This window comes from Pararhodobacter aggregans (assembly GCF_003075525.1).
Classification (GTDB): Bacteria; Pseudomonadota; Alphaproteobacteria; order Rhodobacterales; family Rhodobacteraceae; genus Pararhodobacter; species Pararhodobacter aggregans.
Genome location: NZ_QDDR01000001.1, coordinates 47987 through 65622, shown reverse-complemented (window position 1 = coordinate 65622; position 17636 = coordinate 47987). Strand labels below are relative to the sequence as shown.

Genomic DNA, 17636 nt, shown 5'->3' with positions numbered 1-17636 from the left:
GCCGCGGCGGCCGACCGGCGGCGGATTGCCGCCCAGTCGCGCACGAGGCTTGCCGCCCACCGCCCGGATTTCTGCGCTTGCACGGTGGCGCGACAGGACTATCCTGCGCCGCGAACGGAGGGCCCCATGGCCAACAAAAACCTCAGTCTGCTCGACTATTCCGAGATCACCGGCTCGGCGCCCATCGCGCTGCGCACGCATGGCTGGCGGGCGAAATGCCTGCAACGGCTGGTGCGGCTGGACCTGCCGGTGCCGAAGACAGTGGCGCTGTCCTTCAACGCCGTGCGGGCCATCGCCGCCGGGCAGTTGCCGGACCTCGGCGGGTTGGTCGGCCGCTTCGCCTCGGACCAGCTGCTGTCGGTGCGCCCCTCGGCCGAGAATTCGGACTGGGGCGGCCCCAGCGCCGTGCTGAACATCGGCATGAACGACGAACGCCACGCCGCGATTTCGCAAACCCATGGCGAGGCGGTGGCGACCGCGCTCTATCTCGGCTTCGTGCAGGCCTATGCGGTGCATGTGGCGCGGCTGGACCCGGACCTCTTCCCGCTGGGCGAGCCCTGCCTGCCCGCGCTGCAGGCCGCGCTCTATGATTTCGAGAAGGAGATGGAAGAGCCCTTCCCCCAGGACCCCAAGCGCCAGCTGGCCGAGGTCCTGCGCTCCATGGCCCGCGCCTGGGAGGGGACCTCGGCCCGCCTGCTGCGCCAGGCCAAGGGCGCGCCCGAGGAGGCCGGGCTGGGTCTGGTCGTGCAGGCCATGGCCGGTGGTTTCGGCACCAGCGAATCCGGTGCGGGCGTGATCCAGATGATCGAGCCGGTGACCGGCGCCCCGCAGGTGACCGGGCGCTACGCCCTGGGCGGGCAGGACCGCGGCGCGGTGTCGAACAATCCGCAGGCCATCTACCTGACCCGCGACCCGCGCGGCCCCTCGCTGGAAGATCAGGACCCTGAGGCCTTTGCCCAGCTGGTCCGCCATGTGGAGGTCTGCCGCCTGAAGTTGCGCGAGGAGATGCAGATCGAGTTCACCATCGTCAACGGCCAGGTGGCGGTGCTGGACGCGCTGAAGGTCCAGCGGTCGAGCCGCGCGGCGGTGCGCGTCGCCGTGGCGCTGGCCGAGGACGGGATCATCACCCGCAAGGAGGCACTGACCCGCGTCACCCCCCGGGCGCTGTCGGAACTGCTGCACCGGCAGGTCGATCCCCGCGGCCCGCGCGAGGTTCTGGCCCGCGGCATCCCCGCCAGCCCCGGCGCCTCGACCGGGCGGCTGGTCTTCACCTCGACCGCAGCGCAGGCCTCGGCCTCGCGCGGGGAACCCTGCATTCTGGTGCGCCGCGAAACCTCGCCCGAGGATATCCGCGGCATGCATGCGGCCGTGGGCGTCCTGACCGAGCGCGGCGGCATGACCAGCCACGCCGCGGTGATCGGCCGCGGCCTGGGCGTGCCCTGCATCGTCGGCGCCACCGGCATCCGCATCGACGCCAAGAACCGCCAGCTGCACACCGGCCGCCATGTCCTTGACGAGGGCGAGCTCATCACCATCGATGGCACGGTGGGCGAGGTGCTGCGCGGCGCGCCCAACATGCTGGAACCCGCCACCGACCGCTGGTTCAACACCCTGCTCGACTGGGCGGACGAGATCCGCGACATCGGCGTGCGCGCCAATGCCGACACGCCCTCCGACGCAAGGTCCGCCCGGAATTTCAAGGCCGAGGGCATCGGCCTGTGCCGCACCGAACACATGTTCTTCGAAGACGACCGCCTGACGGTGATGCGCGAGATGATCTTCGCCGATACCGGGCAGGACCGGGCGGCGGCGCTGGCCCGGCTCCTGCCGATGCAGCGGTCGGATTTCAAGGAGCTCTTCTCGATCATGCAGGGGCTGCCGGTCTGCATCCGGCTCTTCGACCCGCCGCTGCATGAATTCCTGCCCCATACCCGCGAGGGGATGAAGCAACTCGCCGACGCGCTGGACAAACCCCTGTCCGAGATCACCCGCCGGGCCGAGGAACTGGCCGAGTTCAACCCGATGCTGGGCCTGCGCGGCGTGCGGCTGGGCGTGACCCTGCCCGAGATTTACGAGATGCAGGCCCGCGCCATCTTCGAGGCCACGATCGAGACCGCCAAGCGCGGCGAGAAGGTCGTGCCCGAGATCATGATCCCGCTGGTTTCGGCCATGCGCGAGGTGGAACTGGTCAAGGCCCGCATCGACGCGGTAGCGGCGGCGGTCCGGGTGGCCAAGGGCTCGGCCTTCGAGTACCGGCTGGGGGTGATGGTGGAAACGCCCCGCGCCGCGCTCAGGGCAGGCGAGATCGCCCAGCACGCCGATTTCATGTCCTTCGGCACCAACGACCTGACGCAGATGACCTATGGCCTGTCGCGCGACGATGCCGGGCGCTTCATGTCCTATTACATCCAGGCCGGGGTCTTCCCCGAAGACCCGTTCCATGTGCTCGATACCGACGGCGTGGGCGAGCTGCTGCTGATCGCCGCCGAGCGCGGACGGCGGGCCCGAAAAAGTCTGACATTGTCGATTTGCGGCGAGCATGGCGGTTCGCCCGAATCGATAGCCTTCTGCCGCGCCGCGGGCTTCGACTATGTCTCGTGCTCGCCCTACCGCGTGCCCGTCGCGCGGCTCGCTGCAGCGCAGTTGACTCTCAAGGCCGAAGATGCCGCCGAGGAAATGCCAGACCTTCGCTGACTGACGTTCAGCCGTTGAATCTTGCGGGAAATTCGCCGCGACTCGGGCGGGGGTGACCCCGCCATGCGGCGGCGCGGCATCGGCCGCCGGGGGGCACCCGGGGAAAACCCAGTCATATTGTGGACTTGGAGCGCGTTTTGCGCTAATCGATGGGCAGATGAACGGCGTGCCAGGGGGGGACACCGGGCCGCCTTCGTCGCGAAAACGACATAAAACGACACAGAAGATGCCGCATCCTGGCGGCACACCGGACGCCTTTGGCATGGCCTTCGTGCTGCCCTCGGCTGACATAGGATGGACGGTATGGGAATCGTGAACCGGCTCGCGGCCTTCGGGACCGCGCTTGCCCTGACCCTTGCGGCGCAGAGCGCCGCCGCCGACCTGCCGCTCGAGCAGTCGCTCGCGCTGGCCTTCAGCGCCGAACGCGAGGCGATGCGCGGGGTCAGCTCCTCGCTGGTCAGCCGGGCGACCACGCCCTTCGACAACCCCGCCGATATCCTGCGCTACGACGCCAGCTATCTGATGGAGATGCCGCAGTCGAACGACACCCCGGTGCAATGCCTGGCCGAGGCGATCTATCACGAGGCCCGCGGCGAGGATGTCTATGGCCAGTTCGCCGTGGCCGAGGTGATCCTGAACCGCGTCGACCTGCCGAATTATCCCGACAGCGTCTGCGGCGTGGTCCACCAGAACGCCGAGCATCTGAACGCCTGCCAGTTCTCCTATGCCTGCAACGGCCGCTCGCGCGAGATGGTCGAACCCTCGGCCCGCCGTCTGGCCAATGCCATCGCCCAGATCATGCTCTCGGGCGCGCCGCGCGAACTGACCGATGGCGCCACGCATTTCCACACCACCGGCGTGCGGCCCCGCTGGGCGCAGAGCTTTCACCGCACCGCCCAGTTCGGCTCGCATCTGTTCTACCGCGAGCCGGTGCGCCTGACGCTCAACTGACCCGCCCGCCGCCTTTCGGAAACCCCGGGCGTCGCCCCCGGGCTCCGGCATGCCGCCTGCGGGCTGGGCAAGCGGCCCCGTGCAGGGTAAGTCCCGGACAGCATCCCTGACGCGAGGCTCACCATGAGCACCGATATCCATCTCGCCTTCGCCCATCCCGAGGAGCGCGCCGAAGCCACCGCCTCGGCCGATCCCCGCGACCGGATCGCGCTGCGCGATTATCTGGCCGAGGCCGAGATCGGCGCCTTCCAGACCGAGCGCGGCCATTCGCAACGGCTGATGTTCAATGTCGTGGTCGAGGTGCGCCCGCCCCAGGGACCGATCGACGACGATGTCGACCGCATCATGTCCTATGACACGATCACCGAGGCGATCACCGACGCGCTGGCCGCCGGGCGGCTGAACCTGCTGGAGACGCTGGCCGAAAGCGTCGCCGAACGCATCCTCACCCACCCAAGGGCGATGCGCGCCTTCGTCCGGATCGAGAAACTCGACCGCGGCCCCTTCAAGCTGGGGGTCGAGATCGCCCGCACCCGCGCCGCAACGCCGCTGCAGGTCGAGGGTACTGCCACGCATCCGCTGGTGGTCTACATGGACAACGCCGCCATCGCCGCGCCGGATTTCCCGGACCGGATCGACCGGCTGGAGGCCCGGGGCGCGCCGATCATCCTCTGCACCGGCCTGCCCGACCTGCCCCGCCCCGAGGTCGCCGTGCGCGCCGTGCAGCAGCGCATCGACCTGCTGAGCGTCGGCCTGAACGCCTGGGCGCTCGCCGCCCGTGACCGCCGCTGCCTGGTGGTGGAAAGCCGGACCGAGATCGACTGGGCCATCCGCCAGGGCCGCACCATCGTCTGGGCCCCCTCGAAACTGGTGCTCGACGCGCCGGACGGGCCGGTCAACCACGCGCATAACGGCCCGGCGCTGGCGCTCTGGCTGGCCGAAACCCTCGCCGCCTCTGCGCTCCTGCTGCCCTGGGGCGTGACGCTGCCCGCCGGCACGCGCATCCCGCTGGAAACCTTCCCGGGCTGAGCGCTGCGCGGGAAGAAGCGGGGGGCCAGCCCCCCGCCCCCGCCCGCCAAAGGGGACCCTCGGGCCCCCTTTGGAAACCCCCGAGGATATTTGGAGAACAAAGATAAGCGTTAAGGGGGCATCAAGCCCCATCTTCGTTCCTCAAATATCCTCGGGGGGTGAATGCCCGCAGGGCAGAGGGGGGCAGACGGCCCCCCTTCTTCGGCGCGGCGGCACGCCGCGCCGCTGGTCGCCCCCATTTCGTCTCTAGGGACTCGGCGCACGCGACAGCGGGCAACGAGGGCGAAACCCCTCAGCCTTTCAGCACCGCGCCCGGGTTCAGGATCCCCGCCGGGTCCAGCGCCGCCTTGATCGACCGCATCGCCGAGACCGCCACCGGATCGACGTAGCGCTCCAGATCCCCGGTCTTCAGCCGTCCCACCCCGTGCTCGGCGCTGACCGAGCCGCCGAAGCCGTGCACCAGATCGTGCACCGTCTGGGTCACCCGGTCCCGCAGCCCGTCGTATTCCGCCCGCTTGCGCCCCGGCGCCGGGAAGATGTTGTAATGCAGGTTGCCGTCGCCGACATGGCCGAAGCAATTGACCCGCAGGTCGCCCAGATCGGCCAGTGCCGCCCCCGCTTCGGCGATGAAGGCGGGCAGCGCCGCCAGCGGTAGCGACACATCGTGCGAGGCCACGGCGCCGATCTTGCGGTTGGCCTCGGGGATCGCCTCGCGCAGGTGCCAGAAGGCGGCGCGCTGCGCCTCGCTGCCGGCGATGACGCCATCGGACGCGAGATCAGCTTCTACCGCCGCCTCGAAAAGGCCCTCCAGCTCCGCCGCCGGATCAAGCGCCGCCACCAGCCCCAGATCGACCAGCACCAGCCACTCGGGCGGCTCGGCGAAGGGTTGGCGGATCTGCGGCAGCGCCTCGGCCAGGAAATGCAGCCCCTGCCCGCCGATCAGCTCGAAGCCCGAGACACCCTCGCCCAGCCGCGCCTGGGCCAGCGCCAGGAGCCTCAGCGCCGCCTCGGGCGAGGGCACGACGATCAGCGCGGCGCCGGTGCGGGCCGGCCGGGGGAAGAGCCTGAGGGCGGCTGCCGTGATTACGCCCAGCGTGCCCTCGGACCCGATCATCAGATGCCTGAGGTCATAGCCCATGTTGTTCTTGCGCAGCCGTTTCAGCCCGTGGATCACCCGTCCGTCGGCCAGCACCACCTCGAGCCCCAGCGCCAGTTCCCGCATCGTGCCGTAGCGCAAGACGCCCGTGCCGCCGGCGTTGGTCCCCAGCAGCCCGCCGATCCGAGCCGAGCCCTCGGAGCCCAGCGACATCGGGAAAAGCCGCTCCGCCCCCTCGGCCGCCGCCTGCACCTCGGTCAGGATGCAGCCCGCCTCGGCCACCAGCACATTGCCCAGGGGCTCCACGCTGCGGATCCGGTTCAGCCGCTCGACCGACAGGACCAGCGGCAGCGGCCCCTCGGGCATCACCTGCCCCGCGACCAGCCCGGTGCCGCCGGCATAGGGCACCACGCCCACCCGCGCGGCCTGAGCGGCCTTCAGGATTGACGCCACCTCTTCGACCGAACCCGGGCAGGCCACGGCGCCCGCCTGCCCGCGGTAGCGGCCGCGGAGTTCCGTCAGATAGCGGTCCTCGGGGGCGCGCAGCACGCCCGGAGGCAGCTGCGCCTCCAGCGCCTGAAGGAAAGCGGGGTCGCAGGGGTTCAGCATGTCATCTCCCTCGCCAGCGCCGCCACGGCCTCGGCCACGCGCCGGTTGCGCATCGTCATCGGTGTCCTGACCGCCTTTTCCGCCCCGGCGGCGAGTTTCGAGCGGCCGCTGCCCCACGGCAGATGCAGATAGAGCGCGGCCTCGGTCAGGTGCCAGCCCTCGCCCGGCGCCGCCAGCGCGGCCAGCCTTTCGGTATCGGCCGCGCCTCCGGCCGCCAGAAAGCCGATCTGGACCCGCGAGGGATCCTCGATCGTGGCATAGGGATTGGCGGCCAGCACGCCCTCCAGCGCGGGCAGGTCCAGGACCAGCGCCTCGGGGCGGAAGGGGAAGGCGGCGCCGATCGCGTCCAAGACCCGGCCCGCCAGATCCGCCCGCCGCTGGGGGTCACGGAACACGGCGTTGCCGCTCTGGATATGGGTGGTGACGCCGGTCAGCCCCAGCCCCGCCAGCAGGGCCCGCAGATCGGCCATCGGCAGCTTGCGGCTGGTGCCGACGTTCACCCCTCTGAGGAACAGGATGCGCGGCTCAGCCGACATCCGTCCGCCCCCGCCGGTCGCCCCGCAGGTTGGCATAGAGCACATGGTTCCGCCAGCGGCCGTTGATCTGCAGATAGCTCTGCGCCACGCCCTCGTATTTGAAGCCGGTCTTTTCCAGCACCGCGCGCGAGGCGGCGTTTTCCGGCAGGCAGGCGGCTTCGATCCGGCTCAGGTCCAGCTCGGTGAAGGCGTGATGCACCAGCGCGCGCAGCGCCTCGCGCATATAGCCATGGCGGGCGAAGGGCTGGCCGATCCAATAGCCGACCGTTCCCGCCTGCGCCGGGCCGCGGCGGATGTTGTCGAGCGTGATCGCCCCGACCAGCTGGCTGTCGTCGCGCCGGATCAGGAACAGCGGCAGCCCGGTCCCCTGCTGGCGCACCCGCGCCGCCCATTGCACGCGGCCGGTGAAGGCGCGGCGCGACAGGTGGTCGTCGGACCAGGTGGGTTCCCACGGGACCAGAAAACTGGCCGAGGATTCGCGCAGCGCCGCCCACATGCGGAAATCCGTATGCTCCGGCAGGCGCAACTGCAGACGTTCGGTATCCAGCCGGAATCTTTTCTTCGATGCCAGCAGGAACCCGGCCATCACGCCACCAGCCTTTCCCTCAGCGCATCCAGCGTCGGCGCCCGATCCACGGGGCCGTACAGCGCCATCGAGATCCGGGCGTCCGAGGCGAGTTTCTCGGCATAGGCCTTGATCGCGTCGAGGTTCACGGCGTCGATCCGCTCCACCGTTTCCGACAGGTCCGGCACCCGGTCCCAGATCGCCAGCAGCCGTGCCAGACGCTCGGCCCGGCTGGAGGGGCTCTCCAGCCCCATCAGCAGGCCCGCCTTCATCTGGGTGCGCGAGCGCGCGATCTCGACCTCGGTCATGTCCTCGGTCGCGCGGCGGAATTCGTCGATGGTCAGGTTCGCCAGATCCTTGATGTCGCTGGCCCCGGTCCCGGCATAGACGGTGATCGAGCCGGTATCGTCATGCGCCCCGGCCTGCGCGAAGGTGGTGTAGCACAGCCCCCGCTCCTCGCGCAGCTTCTGGAACAGGCGCGAGGACATGCCGCCGCCCATCGCCCCGGCGAAGATCTGCGCGGTGAAGAGGTCGGGGTCGCGGAACGCCGGGCCTTCGATGGCCAGGGCGAAATGCGCCTGTTCCAGATCCTTGATCTCGCGCCGTTCGTTGCACTGGAAACGGGCGGGTTCGGCCACCGGCATGGCGAGCGCGGGCAGGTGGCCGAAGAATTCCTCGGCCATCTTCACCAACGCGTCGTGATGCACCGCCCCGGCCGCCGCCAGGATCATCTGCCCGGGCCCGTAATGCCCCTGCACGAAGCGCTTGAGGTCCTTGGCGTTGTATTTGGCAATCCGGTCGGCAGGGCCGAGGATCGGACGGCCCAGCGGCTGGTCGGGATAGCTCGCCTCCTGCAGCCAGTCGAAGATCACGTCATCGGGCGTGTCCGCCGCCTGACCGATCTCCTGCAGGATGACATGGCGCTCGACCTCGATCTCGCGTTTGTCGAAGGCGGGGTTCAGCACGATATCGGCGATCACGTCCAGCGCCAGGGGCACATCGGCCTCCAGCACGCGGGCGTAATAGGCGGTCATCTCGCGCGAGGTATAGGCGTTGATATAGCCGCCCACATCCTCGATCTCCTCGGCGATCTGCAGGGCCGTGCGGCGCGCCGTCCCCTTGAACGCCATGTGTTCGAGGAAATGGGCGATGCCGTTCTGTTCGGCCTGTTCATGCCGGGCGCCGGCCATGACCCAGATGCCGACCGCCGCCGAGGCGAGGCCGGGCATGGGTTCGGAGACGATGCGGAACCCGTTGGAAAGCGTGGTGATCCGGTGCATCAGGCGCCCGTCCTTTCGAGGATCAGCGCCTCGATGGCCTGCAACTCGCCCGTCATCCGCGTCACCCTTTCGGGCCGGTCGAACAGGTCGGCCATGCGCGGCGGCAGGGCCGGGTGGATGCCGGTCGCCCCCTCGACCGCGGCGGGGAACTTGGCCGGGTGGGCGGTGGCCAGCGTCACCATCGGGTTGGCGCCGAGGTTCTGCTCGGCCACCGCCACGCCGACCGCCGAATGCGGGCAGAGCAGCTCGGCCGAGGCTTTCAGCGTGCGGGCGATGGTGGCGCTCGTCTCCTCCTCGGACACGCGGCCCGAGGCGAAGGTGTCGCGCAGCATCTCCAGCGGGCCCTGGCTCACGGTAAAGGCCCCGTCGCCTTTCAGTTCGTTCATCAGCTGCGCCACGGCGGCGCCGTCGCGGCCATAGGCGTCGAAGAGGACCCGTTCGAAATTGGAGCTGACCTGGATATCCATACTGGGCGATAGGGAGGGCAGAACGCTTTCAGTCTGGTAAACGCCGGTCGTCAGGCAGCGATGAAGAATGTCGTTCTGGTTCGTCGCGATCACCAGCTTGCCGATGGGCAGACCCATCTGGCGGGCGATGTAGCCGGCGAAGATGTCGCCGAAATTGCCCGTGGGCACGGTGAAATCGACGGCCCGGTGCGGCGCGCCCAAGGACACGGCGGCGCTGAAGTAATAGACGACCTGCGCCAGAACGCGGGCCCAGTTGATGCTGTTCACCCCCGCCAGACCGACCCGGTCGCGGAAGGCGAAATCGTTGAACATGTCCTTGAGCAGGCCCTGGCAGGTGTCGAAATCGCCATCGACAGCCAGCGCATGGACATTGGCGTCGGCAGGCGTCGTCATCTGCCGGCGCTGCACCTCGGACACCCGGCCATGCGGGTAGAGGATGAACACATCGACGTTCGACAGGCCCCGGAACGCCTCGATCGCCGCCGAGCCGGTATCGCCCGAGGTCGCGCCGACGATGGTCACCCGTTGCCCGGACCGACCCAGCGCCGCCTGGAACAGCTGACCGATCAGCTGCATGGCGAAATCCTTGAAGGCCAGCGTCGGGCCGTGGAACAGCTCCAGCAGGAAATGGTTGGGGCCCAGCTGCTTCAGGGGCGCCCGGGCGGCATGGCCGAAACCGGCATAGGCCTTGGCGATCAGCGCCTTGAATTCGGCATCGGTGAAGGTCTCGCCGATGAAAGGACGCATGACGCGGAAGGCGATCTCCTCATAGGGCAGACCGGCCAAAGCGGCGATCTCGGCCTCGGTCATCACCGGCACCGACTCGGGCACGTAAAGCCCGCCGTCACGCGCCAACCCGGTCAACATCGCCTGTTCAAAGGTCAGGACCGGGGCCGATCCGCGGGTCGAGATATACTGCATCGAGAAATCCTTAGAGGCTCGTCCGCCTGATACGCCACAGCAGCGCGATTGTCATCATCGCCCAGACGCCCGCCAGCAGGAACCAGGTGATCGCGTATTCCAGATGGTCGTTGCGGAAGGCCGCGCCGCTGATCGGCAGGGTCATCAACGGCGAGGCCGCGGCGCTGTCGCTGCGGGCGACGATCAGCAGCGGCTCGGCGTCGAGCGCCTCGGCGATGGGCCGGGGATCGCGGGCGAAATACAGGTTGCGGCCCAGATCGGGCGCGGGGGTATAGCTGTCGCTGTCGGTTGGCCAGTCGAGGTTGCCGGTGACCGTCACGCCCTCGGCCAGCATCGGCAGCGCGGCGCGGCGGGCCTCGGGGATGAAACCCCGGTCGACCAGCAGGCGGCGGCCCTCGGGCGTTTCCAGCACGGCGATGACCCGCATCCCCGGCCCCGCCTCGCGGTCGCTGGACAGCACGTCCACCGCCTCGCCGGTGTAGCGCCCGTTCACGGTCACCGGCAGGTAGCGGTCCCGCGCCGAATTGGCGTCGGGCGGTACGGCCACGGGTTCGTTATGGATCCGCGCCTCGACCTGGGCGATCAGGTCCAGCTTCCATTCCAGCCGCTTCAGCTGCCAGAACCCGAGGGACAGCAGGATCGCCACACCGACGATTCCGAACAGCCCCGCCCCGATAAACCGCGCCTTCACGTTTCGCTCCGCCTGATGAGGGATGCCCCGAAGAGAGAGGCGCCGAATAGAGACGGGGGGCACATAGCCCCCCGATCCCGGTTCAGCAAGGGGATGGGCCTCAGCCCTGGCCCCAGATGTAGATCGCGGCGAAGAGGAACAGCCAGACCACATCGACGAAGTGCCAGTACCAGGCGGCGGCCTCAAAACCGATGTGACGCTCGGCCGTGAAGTGACCGGCCCGCACCCGCAGGTAGCAGATGAACAGGAAGATCGTGCCGATGATGACGTGGAACCCGTGGAAGCCGGTCGCCATGAAGAACGAGGCGCCATAGATGTTGCCGGCGAAGCCGAAGGCCGCGTGGCTGTATTCATAGGCCTGCATGCCGGTGAAGATGATCCCCAGCACGACGGCGATAATCAGGCCGTTGGCCACGTCCTTGCGGTTGTTCTCGTGCACCAGCGCGTGGTGGGCCCAGGTCGCGGCGCAGCCCGAGAGCAGCAGGATCAGCGTGTTCATCAGCGGCAGGTGCCAGGGGTCGAAGGTCTCGATGCCGACGGGCGGCCAGGGACCGTCGACGGCCGGCGATTGCGGCCCCATCGGGTACATGCGGTGCTTGAAGAAGGTCCAGAACCAGGCGGCGAAGAACATCACCTCGGAGATGATGAACAGGATGAAGCCATAGCGCAGGCCGATGGCCACGACCGGGGTATGGTCGCCCGCCATGCTTTCCTTGATGACGTCCGCCCACCAGGCGTACATCACATAAAGCACACCGACCAGGCCGATGGCGAAGATCCAGGGGCCCATGTCATGCATCCAGAGGATTCCGCCCAGCAGCATGACAAAGGCCGAGACCGCGGCGACAAAGGGCCAGATCGACGGCGGCAGGATGTGGTAATCGTGGTTCTTTGCGTGGGCCATGTGGATTCCCTCAGTCTTTCCCGTTTCTCGCCGCTTGCGCGGTCCCTGTCTTTGCGCCCGTCAGCCCCAGGCGCCTGATGGTTCAGTTGGTTCCGACCTCGGCCGCCGGGGTTCCGGCGGGGATCTCGGTCGGGTGGAAGGTGTAGCTCAGCGTGATCGTGTTCAGCCCGCCCGCAATGACATCGGGGTCGCTGACGATCTCCGGATCGACGTAGAAGGTGACCGGCATCTGCACCCGCTCGCCCGGCTGCAGCACCTGCATGGTGAAGCAGAAACAGGCGATCTTGATGAAATAGCTGCCCGTCGAATAGGGCGTCACGTTGTAGCTGGCGGTGCCGGCGATCGGATGGTCGGTCGGGTTATAGGCCTCGTAGAAGGCGATCCCCGTCTCGCCGATCCTGAGCGGCATGGTGCGTTCCAGCGGCCGGAATTCCCAGGGGAAGCCACGCTCGGTATTGGCGTCGAAGCGGATCTGGATCGTCTGGTCGAGGATCAGGTCGGATTCGGTTTCCGCCACCCGGGTGGTGCCGCCGAAGCCCGTGACCCGGCAGAACAGGTCATAGAGCGGGATCGCCGCCCAGGCGAGCGCGCCCATGACCAGGATCACCCCGACCAGCCCGGTCAGCGTGCGCCGCGCACCGTCCAGATTGCGCCACCAGCGGATCATTGCCCCGCCTCCGGGATCCGCGTGTCGGGGTCGATGCCGACCCGGTAGGTATGGTCGAAGCCCTGCATCTGGTCGCCACCGCCGATCTTGGCGATGGTCAGCCCGAACACCAGCGCGACGAAGGCCAGGAGCGTCAGCAGGACGCCGAGGTTCCGGCTCCAGCGGCGGCGGTGCAGGTCGTGTTCGTGCGTCAGCCCCATGTCAAGGCTCCCCAGTTGGCCCAGGTGGCGAGCTGCTCGGCCCAGGGCGTGGCCTCGATCAGGATCGCCGCGAAATGGCCGAAGAGATAGGCCAGCGACAGCGCGAAAAAGCGCTTCTCGACCGCGTATTTGTCGGCCTCGGCCGCGGCTTCCGGGCGGCGCCAGAGGCGGAAGGCACCGATCAGGAACAGCGCGTTCAGCACCAGCGCCAGCGCGAAATAGACCGGGCCGCCAATCGCGGTGAAGGCCGTGCCCAGCGCCACCGGCACCAGCAGGATGGTGTAGATCAGGATATGCGTCCGCGTCGCCTTGCGCCCGTGGGTCACGGTCAGCATCGGCACCTTGGCCTTCTCGTAATCCGAGTTCATGAACAGCGCCAGCGCCCAGAAATGCGGCGGCGTCCACATGAAGATCAACAGGAACATCAGCACCGCCTCGATGCTGATGGAGCCGGTCGCGGCGACCCAGCCGATCATGGGCGGGAAGGCCCCGGCCGCGCCACCGATGACGATGTTCTGCGGCGTCGAGCGCTTCAGCCACATCGTGTAGATCACGGCGTAGAAGAAGATGGTGAAGGCCAGAAGCCCCGCGGCCAGCGCATTGGTCGCCAGCCACAGCATGACCACCGAGAGCGCCGACAGCGACAGGCCGAGGCCCAGCGCCTCGCCCGCCTCGACCGCGCCCGAGGGCACGGGCCGCTTGGCGGTGCGGCGCATCACCCGGTCGATATCGGCGTCCCACCACATGTTCAGCGCGCCCGAGGCCCCTGCCCCCAGCGCGATGAAGATGATGGCGGCCAGCGCCTCGATCGGGTGCAGATGCACGGGGGCCACCATCAGGCCCACCATCGCGGTGAAGACCACCAGCGACATGACGCGCGGCTTCAGCAGCGCGACGTAATCGCCGAATCCGGCGTCGCCCGTGCCGCTCTCGCCCGCAATCTCGGCTCGAATGTCGCTCATGGCTTCCTCAAGTCAATCGGGCGCCGCGCAGGCCGGCAGGGCCGGAGGCGGCGCCCGTCGTCAGATCAGTTGCTCGAGGCCACCTGAACGGCGGCTTCGGTGTAGCCCGGCGCGGCGGCGAGGTTGGTCGCGCCCCGCTCCTGCAGCCAGGCCAGATACTCGGCTTCCGGCACGGCGCGGACGACGATCGGCATATAGGCGTGTTCCTGCCCGCAGAGTTCCGAGCACTGGCCGAAATAGATGCCGGGGGTGTCGACGTTGAACCAGGCCTGGGCCAGACGGCCGGGAACCGCGTCCTGCTTCACGCCGAAGGCCGGGATGGTCCAGGAATGGATCACGTCCGAGCCGGTGACCTGCACCACGACGTTGCGGCCGACGGGAACGACGACCTGCTCATCGGCGGCCAGCAGATACTGGCTCTGGTCATAGCCGTTCGCTTCCAGCTCTTCGCGCGGCAGCAGATAGGCGGTGAACTCGACGCCGTGGTCGACGTATTCGTAGGTCCAGTTCCACTGGTTGCCGGTGATCTTGATGGTCACATCGGCCGGCGGCATGGTCTGGTCGCGAAACAGCGCCGGCACGGTGAACGAGCCGATGAAGATCAGCACGAAGATCGGCAGGATGGTCCAGGCGACTTCCAGCGGCGAATTGTGGGTGAAGCGCGAGGGAGTCGGGTTGGCGCGGCGGTTATAGGCGACGATCACCCACAGCAGCAGCACGCAGACGAAGACCGTGATCGCCGCGATGATGTACATCAGCATGTTGTCGATCCAGTGCGACGCGGCGGCGACCGGCGAATGCGCCGGTTGCAGGGCGATGCCGCCCGGATGCGGCTGGCCGATGAAGGGCACTTCCTGCGCCAGCGCCTGCCCGGCGACCGCCAGGCCCAGCGCCGCACCGCCGACACGACCGCCGAGCGCACCGAAACCAGCGGCGAGACGGGTGAGGTCCTTGAAAAGATGCATTGTATGTTCCCGTTTTGCGCGGCCCTGCGACCGTCTTACTCCGCCGACCCCTCCCGGCCTGCTCCGGCGAGCGCCCGGACAGCCCGGACCCACCGCAGCCGGATCGGGGGCGGTTTCCCTCTCTCCTAAAATCATATTAGCATCGGCATAACAAGCCAAACCAATGCGTCAGGTTGCCGCCATTTGACCTGTGTCAAAGACATGCTGCACCGCCGCGAAAGGAGCCCGATGCCCACCTCCCACCCGAACGCGGCCGCCATTGTGCCCGAAGCCGCCCGATTCCGCCCCTTCGAGACGCTGCTGGACCGCGACACGGCCCTGGCGCTCCTGCGGGAGGCGGTGGCGGGGGCCGATGACGGCGAGCTTTTCCTCGAACGGCGCCGCTCCGAATCACTGGTGCTGGACGATGGCCGCATCCGCAACGCGAGCTATGACGCGGCCGAGGGCTTCGGCCTGCGCGCCGTGCGCGGCGATGTCGCAGGCTATGCCCATTCCACCCAGATCACCGAAAGCGCCCTGAAACGGGCGGGGGCCACGGCCCGTCTGGCGGTCGGCGCGGGCGGCGGCACGCTGGCCGAGGCGCCCCCCGGCACCAACCGCCACCTCTATGGTGATTTCGACCCGATCACCGAGGCGAGCTTCGCCGCCAAGATCGAGACGCTGCGCGCCATCGACGATTACCTGCGGGCGCTGGACCCGCGGGTGGTGCAGGTGACCGCCTCGCTCTCGGCCTCGGTGCAGGAAGTGGCGATCCTGCGCCCCGAGGGCGGCCTTGTCACCGACATACGCCCCATGGCCCGCGTCTCCATCGCGGTGATCGTCGAACGCGACGGGCGGCGAGAATCGGGCCATTACGGCGGCGGCGGGCGGATCGGCCTGTCGGGCCTGATGGAACCCGGCCATTGGCAGCCCGTGGCGCGCGAAGCCCTGCGCGTGGCGCTGGTCAACCTCGACGCGGTGCCCGCGCCTGCGGGAATGCTGGACGTGGTGCTGGGCCCGGGCTGGCCCGGCATCCTGCTGCACGAGGCCGTGGGCCACGGGCTGGAGGGCGATTTCAACCGCAAGAAGACCTCGGCCTTCGCCGGGCTGATGGGGCAGCAGGTGGCCGCGAAGGGCGTGACGGTGCTGGACGACGGCACGATCCCCGACCGCCGCGGCTCGATCACCGTCGATGACGAGGGCACGCCCTCGGGGAAAAACGTGCTGATCGAGGACGGGGTGCTGACCGGCTACATGCAGGACCGCCAGAACGCCCGGCTGATGGGCGTGCCCGCCACCGGCAACGGCCGGCGCGAAAGCTACGCCCATGCGCCGATGCCGCGGATGACCAACACCTACATGCTGGGCGGCACCGACGACCCGGGCGCGCTGGTCGCCTCGATGAAGGACGGGATCTGGGCGGTGGGCTTCGGCGGCGGTCAGGTCGACATCACCTCGGGCAAGTTCGTGTTCAGCTGCACCGAGGCCTACCGGGTCCGCGACGGCAAGGTCGGCGAGCCGGTCAAGGGCGCCACGCTGATCGGCGACGGCCCGACCTCGCTGAAGAACGTGCGCGGCATCGGCAACGACATGGCGCTGGACCCGGGCATCGGCAATTGCGGCAAGGCCGGGCAATGGGTGCCGGTCGGCGTGGGGCAACCCTCGCTGCTGATCGGCGGGCTGACGGTCGGCGGCGTGGCCTGAGCGGGCAAGCGCGGGGGTTGGCGCCCCGCACGATTCGCGAAGGCGGGGGGCTGCCGCCCCAGGTGACTCGGAAGGCGGGGGGCTGCCGCCCCCCGGGCCCCCCGCTTCAAGGGGGCCGTCTGCCCCCTTGAAAATCCCCCGAGGATATTTGGGGAACAAAGATTGTTCTTTTCTTGGCAATTTTGTGGCGCGGGGGCGTTTTCTTCACACCCTGTTAACCTCGACACCGCAATCTCCGAGTCGAATGAGGCGAGGTTGCGATGGTCGGGAACATTCTTTCTTCTCCCACACCCTTCACCCCACCCACCACGGAAGAAGCCCGTCTGTCGTGGCTTCGCCTCATTCGCTCTCGCCGGGTCGGCCCGGCCACGTTCCAGCGGCTTCTGGCCGAGCATGGCAGCGCCGCCGCCGCACTCGATGCCCTGCCGGGGATCGCCCGCGCCGCCGGGGTCGAGGATTACGCCCCCTGCCCGCAAGACCTCGCCCTGCGCGAACTGGAGGCGGGCCTTCGCAAGGGCGCGCGCCTGCTGTTTCTGGGCGCCCCCGATTATCCCGCCGCGCTCGCTGCCCTCTCCGATCCGCCGCCGGTGCTCTGGGCGCGCGGCCGTGCCAGCACCCTCGCCCAGCCCGGCATCGGTCTGGTCGGCGCGCGCAACGCCTCCAGCCTCGGCGCCCGCATGGCCCGCAAGCTGGCCGAGGGGCTGGGCCATCACGGTTTCACCATCGTCTCGGGCCTGGCGCGCGGCATCGACGCCGCCGCCCATGGCGCGGCGCTGAAGACCGGCACCATCGCCGTGATGGCGGGGGGCGTCGACGTGCTCTACCCGGCCGAGAACGAGATGCTGGGCGCCAGCATCGCCGATCAGGGCATGCTGCTGTCCGAACAACCCATGGGCCTGCAGCCCCAGGCCCGCCATTTCCCCCGCCGCAACCGGCTGATCGCCGGGCTCTCGCGCGCCGTCGTGGTGGTCGAGGCCGCCGAAGGCTCGGGCAGCCTGATAACCGCCCGCGACGCGCTGGATCAGGGGCGCGAGGTGATGGCGGTGCCGGGCCATCCGATGGATGCCCGCGCCGCCGGGGCGAACCTGCTGATCCGCGAGGGCGCGCGGCTGGTGCGCGGCGTCGAGGATGTGATCGAGGCGCTGGAACAGAGCCTGACGGAGCCCGACCCCGCTCCGCAGGCGCCGAAACGCGCGGGGCCCGGCGCCGCGCCCGACACGCTGACCCTGCACCGGATGATTCTGGACCGTCTCAGCGCCAGCCCCCTGCCCGAGGATCAGCTGCTGCGCGACCTCGATCTGCCGGCCCATGCGCTGGCCCCGGCGCTGCTGTTTCTGGAACTCGACGGCCGGGTCCAGCGCCAGCCGGGCGGCATGCTGGCCCGGAACTGACCCGCGGTTGCCGGTCGAAACCACC

At 68.9% G+C, this 17636-nt stretch carries 16 protein-coding genes; 5 read left to right on the top strand and 11 right to left on the bottom strand.

The features are described 5' to 3' along the window. The first annotated feature begins 126 nt into the window (after positions 1 to 126). The 3 genes from DDE23_RS00335 (at position 127) to DDE23_RS00325 (ending at position 4674) form a co-directional block, all read left to right on the top strand. Positions 127 to 2694, top strand: coding sequence for a putative PEP-binding protein (locus DDE23_RS00335; RefSeq protein WP_107754556.1), 2568 nt, complete (start codon positions 127 to 129; stop codon positions 2692 to 2694). 303 nt (positions 2695 to 2997) lie between these two features. Beyond that, positions 2998 to 3645 (top strand): cell wall hydrolase, encoded by a 648-nt coding sequence (locus DDE23_RS00330; RefSeq protein WP_238149865.1) that lies wholly within the window; start codon positions 2998 to 3000, stop codon positions 3643 to 3645. Between the two features lie 123 nt (positions 3646 to 3768). Further along, positions 3769 to 4674 (top strand): dihydroneopterin aldolase, encoded by a 906-nt coding sequence (locus DDE23_RS00325; protein WP_107754555.1) that lies wholly within the window; start codon positions 3769 to 3771, stop codon positions 4672 to 4674. A gap of 292 nt (positions 4675 to 4966) precedes the next feature. On the opposite strand, the gene DDE23_RS00320 is transcribed toward DDE23_RS00325, so the two are convergent. From DDE23_RS00320 to coxB, 11 genes are all read right to left on the bottom strand, one after another. Next, positions 4967 to 6379: an FAD-binding oxidoreductase gene (locus tag DDE23_RS00320; RefSeq protein ID WP_107754554.1), complete on the bottom strand. Its 1413-nt coding sequence runs from the start codon at positions 6377 to 6379 to the stop codon at positions 4967 to 4969. Then, entirely contained in the window at positions 6373 to 6915 is a 543-nt protein-coding gene (locus DDE23_RS00315) for a DUF1697 domain-containing protein (protein WP_157957940.1), read from the bottom strand. The genes DDE23_RS00320 and DDE23_RS00315 overlap by 7 nt, the downstream gene beginning before the upstream one ends. Then, complete coding sequence (locus tag DDE23_RS00310; RefSeq protein WP_416235116.1) at positions 6905 to 7501, bottom strand: GNAT family N-acetyltransferase; 597 nt, start codon at positions 7499 to 7501, stop codon at positions 6905 to 6907. The genes DDE23_RS00315 and DDE23_RS00310 overlap by 11 nt, the downstream gene beginning before the upstream one ends. Beyond that, complete coding sequence (locus DDE23_RS00305) at positions 7501 to 8760, bottom strand: M16 family metallopeptidase (RefSeq protein WP_420330148.1); 1260 nt, start codon at positions 8758 to 8760, stop codon at positions 7501 to 7503. Before DDE23_RS00305 ends, DDE23_RS00310 begins: the two co-directional genes overlap by 1 nt. Continuing rightward, entirely contained in the window at positions 8760 to 10148 is a 1389-nt protein-coding gene (thrC, locus tag DDE23_RS00300; RefSeq protein WP_107754551.1) for a threonine synthase, read from the bottom strand. Before thrC ends, DDE23_RS00305 begins: the two co-directional genes overlap by 1 nt. A 10-nt stretch (positions 10149 to 10158) precedes the next feature. Then, on the bottom strand, positions 10159 to 10839 hold the full coding sequence (locus DDE23_RS00295) for an SURF1 family protein (protein WP_238149864.1): 681 nt from the start codon (positions 10837 to 10839) through the stop codon (positions 10159 to 10161). A 100-nt stretch (positions 10840 to 10939) separates the two neighbouring features. Beyond that, complete coding sequence (locus DDE23_RS00290) at positions 10940 to 11743, bottom strand: cytochrome c oxidase subunit 3 (protein WP_107754549.1); 804 nt, start codon at positions 11741 to 11743, stop codon at positions 10940 to 10942. Between the two features lie 82 nt (positions 11744 to 11825). Next, entirely contained in the window at positions 11826 to 12410 is a 585-nt protein-coding gene (locus DDE23_RS00285) for a cytochrome c oxidase assembly protein (protein ID WP_107754548.1), read from the bottom strand. Further along, on the bottom strand, positions 12407 to 12610 hold the full coding sequence (locus tag DDE23_RS00280) for a hypothetical protein (protein WP_107754547.1): 204 nt from the start codon (positions 12608 to 12610) through the stop codon (positions 12407 to 12409). Before DDE23_RS00280 ends, DDE23_RS00285 begins: the two co-directional genes overlap by 4 nt. Then, positions 12601 to 13572: a heme o synthase gene (gene cyoE, locus DDE23_RS00275; RefSeq protein WP_107754546.1), complete on the bottom strand. Its 972-nt coding sequence runs from the start codon at positions 13570 to 13572 to the stop codon at positions 12601 to 12603. Before cyoE ends, DDE23_RS00280 begins: the two co-directional genes overlap by 10 nt. Positions 13573 to 13637: 65 nt before the next feature. After that, on the bottom strand, positions 13638 to 14537 hold the full coding sequence (coxB, locus tag DDE23_RS00270) for a cytochrome c oxidase subunit II (protein WP_107754545.1): 900 nt from the start codon (positions 14535 to 14537) through the stop codon (positions 13638 to 13640). 228 nt (positions 14538 to 14765) lie between these two features. On the opposite strand from coxB, the gene tldD reads away from it, so the two are divergent. Next, positions 14766 to 16220, top strand: a complete 1455-nt coding sequence (tldD, locus tag DDE23_RS00265) for a metalloprotease TldD (protein WP_107754544.1) — start codon at positions 14766 to 14768, stop codon at positions 16218 to 16220. A gap of 260 nt (positions 16221 to 16480) precedes the next feature. Next, positions 16481 to 17611: a DNA-processing protein DprA gene (gene dprA / locus DDE23_RS00260; RefSeq protein WP_107754543.1), complete on the top strand. Its 1131-nt coding sequence runs from the start codon at positions 16481 to 16483 to the stop codon at positions 17609 to 17611. Positions 17612 to 17636 lie beyond the last annotated feature (25 nt).

Coding starts and splice junctions, on each gene's coding strand:
- DDE23_RS00335 (WP_107754556.1), top strand. CDS start 127: ATGGCCAACAAAAACCTCAGTCTGCTCGACTATTCCGAGATCACCGGC.
- DDE23_RS00330 (WP_238149865.1), top strand. CDS start 2,998: ATGGGAATCGTGAACCGGCTCGCGGCCTTCGGGACCGCGCTTGCCCTG.
- DDE23_RS00325 (WP_107754555.1), top strand. CDS start 3,769: ATGAGCACCGATATCCATCTCGCCTTCGCCCATCCCGAGGAGCGCGCC.
- DDE23_RS00320 (WP_107754554.1), bottom strand. CDS start 6,379: ATGCTGAACCCCTGCGACCCCGCTTTCCTTCAGGCGCTGGAGGCGCAG.
- DDE23_RS00315 (WP_157957940.1), bottom strand. CDS start 6,915: ATGTCGGCTGAGCCGCGCATCCTGTTCCTCAGAGGGGTGAACGTCGGC.
- DDE23_RS00310 (WP_416235116.1), bottom strand. CDS start 7,501: ATGGCCGGGTTCCTGCTGGCATCGAAGAAAAGATTCCGGCTGGATACC.
- DDE23_RS00305 (WP_420330148.1), bottom strand. CDS start 8,760: ATGCACCGGATCACCACGCTTTCCAACGGGTTCCGCATCGTCTCCGAA.
- thrC (WP_107754551.1), bottom strand. CDS start 10,148: ATGCAGTATATCTCGACCCGCGGATCGGCCCCGGTCCTGACCTTTGAA.
- DDE23_RS00290 (WP_107754549.1), bottom strand. CDS start 11,743: ATGGCCCACGCAAAGAACCACGATTACCACATCCTGCCGCCGTCGATC.
- DDE23_RS00285 (WP_107754548.1), bottom strand. CDS start 12,410: ATGATCCGCTGGTGGCGCAATCTGGACGGTGCGCGGCGCACGCTGACC.
- DDE23_RS00280 (WP_107754547.1), bottom strand. CDS start 12,610: ATGGGGCTGACGCACGAACACGACCTGCACCGCCGCCGCTGGAGCCGG.
- cyoE (WP_107754546.1), bottom strand. CDS start 13,572: ATGAGCGACATTCGAGCCGAGATTGCGGGCGAGAGCGGCACGGGCGAC.
- coxB (WP_107754545.1), bottom strand. CDS start 14,537: ATGCATCTTTTCAAGGACCTCACCCGTCTCGCCGCTGGTTTCGGTGCG.
- tldD (WP_107754544.1), top strand. CDS start 14,766: ATGCCCACCTCCCACCCGAACGCGGCCGCCATTGTGCCCGAAGCCGCC.
- dprA (WP_107754543.1), top strand. CDS start 16,481: ATGGTCGGGAACATTCTTTCTTCTCCCACACCCTTCACCCCACCCACC.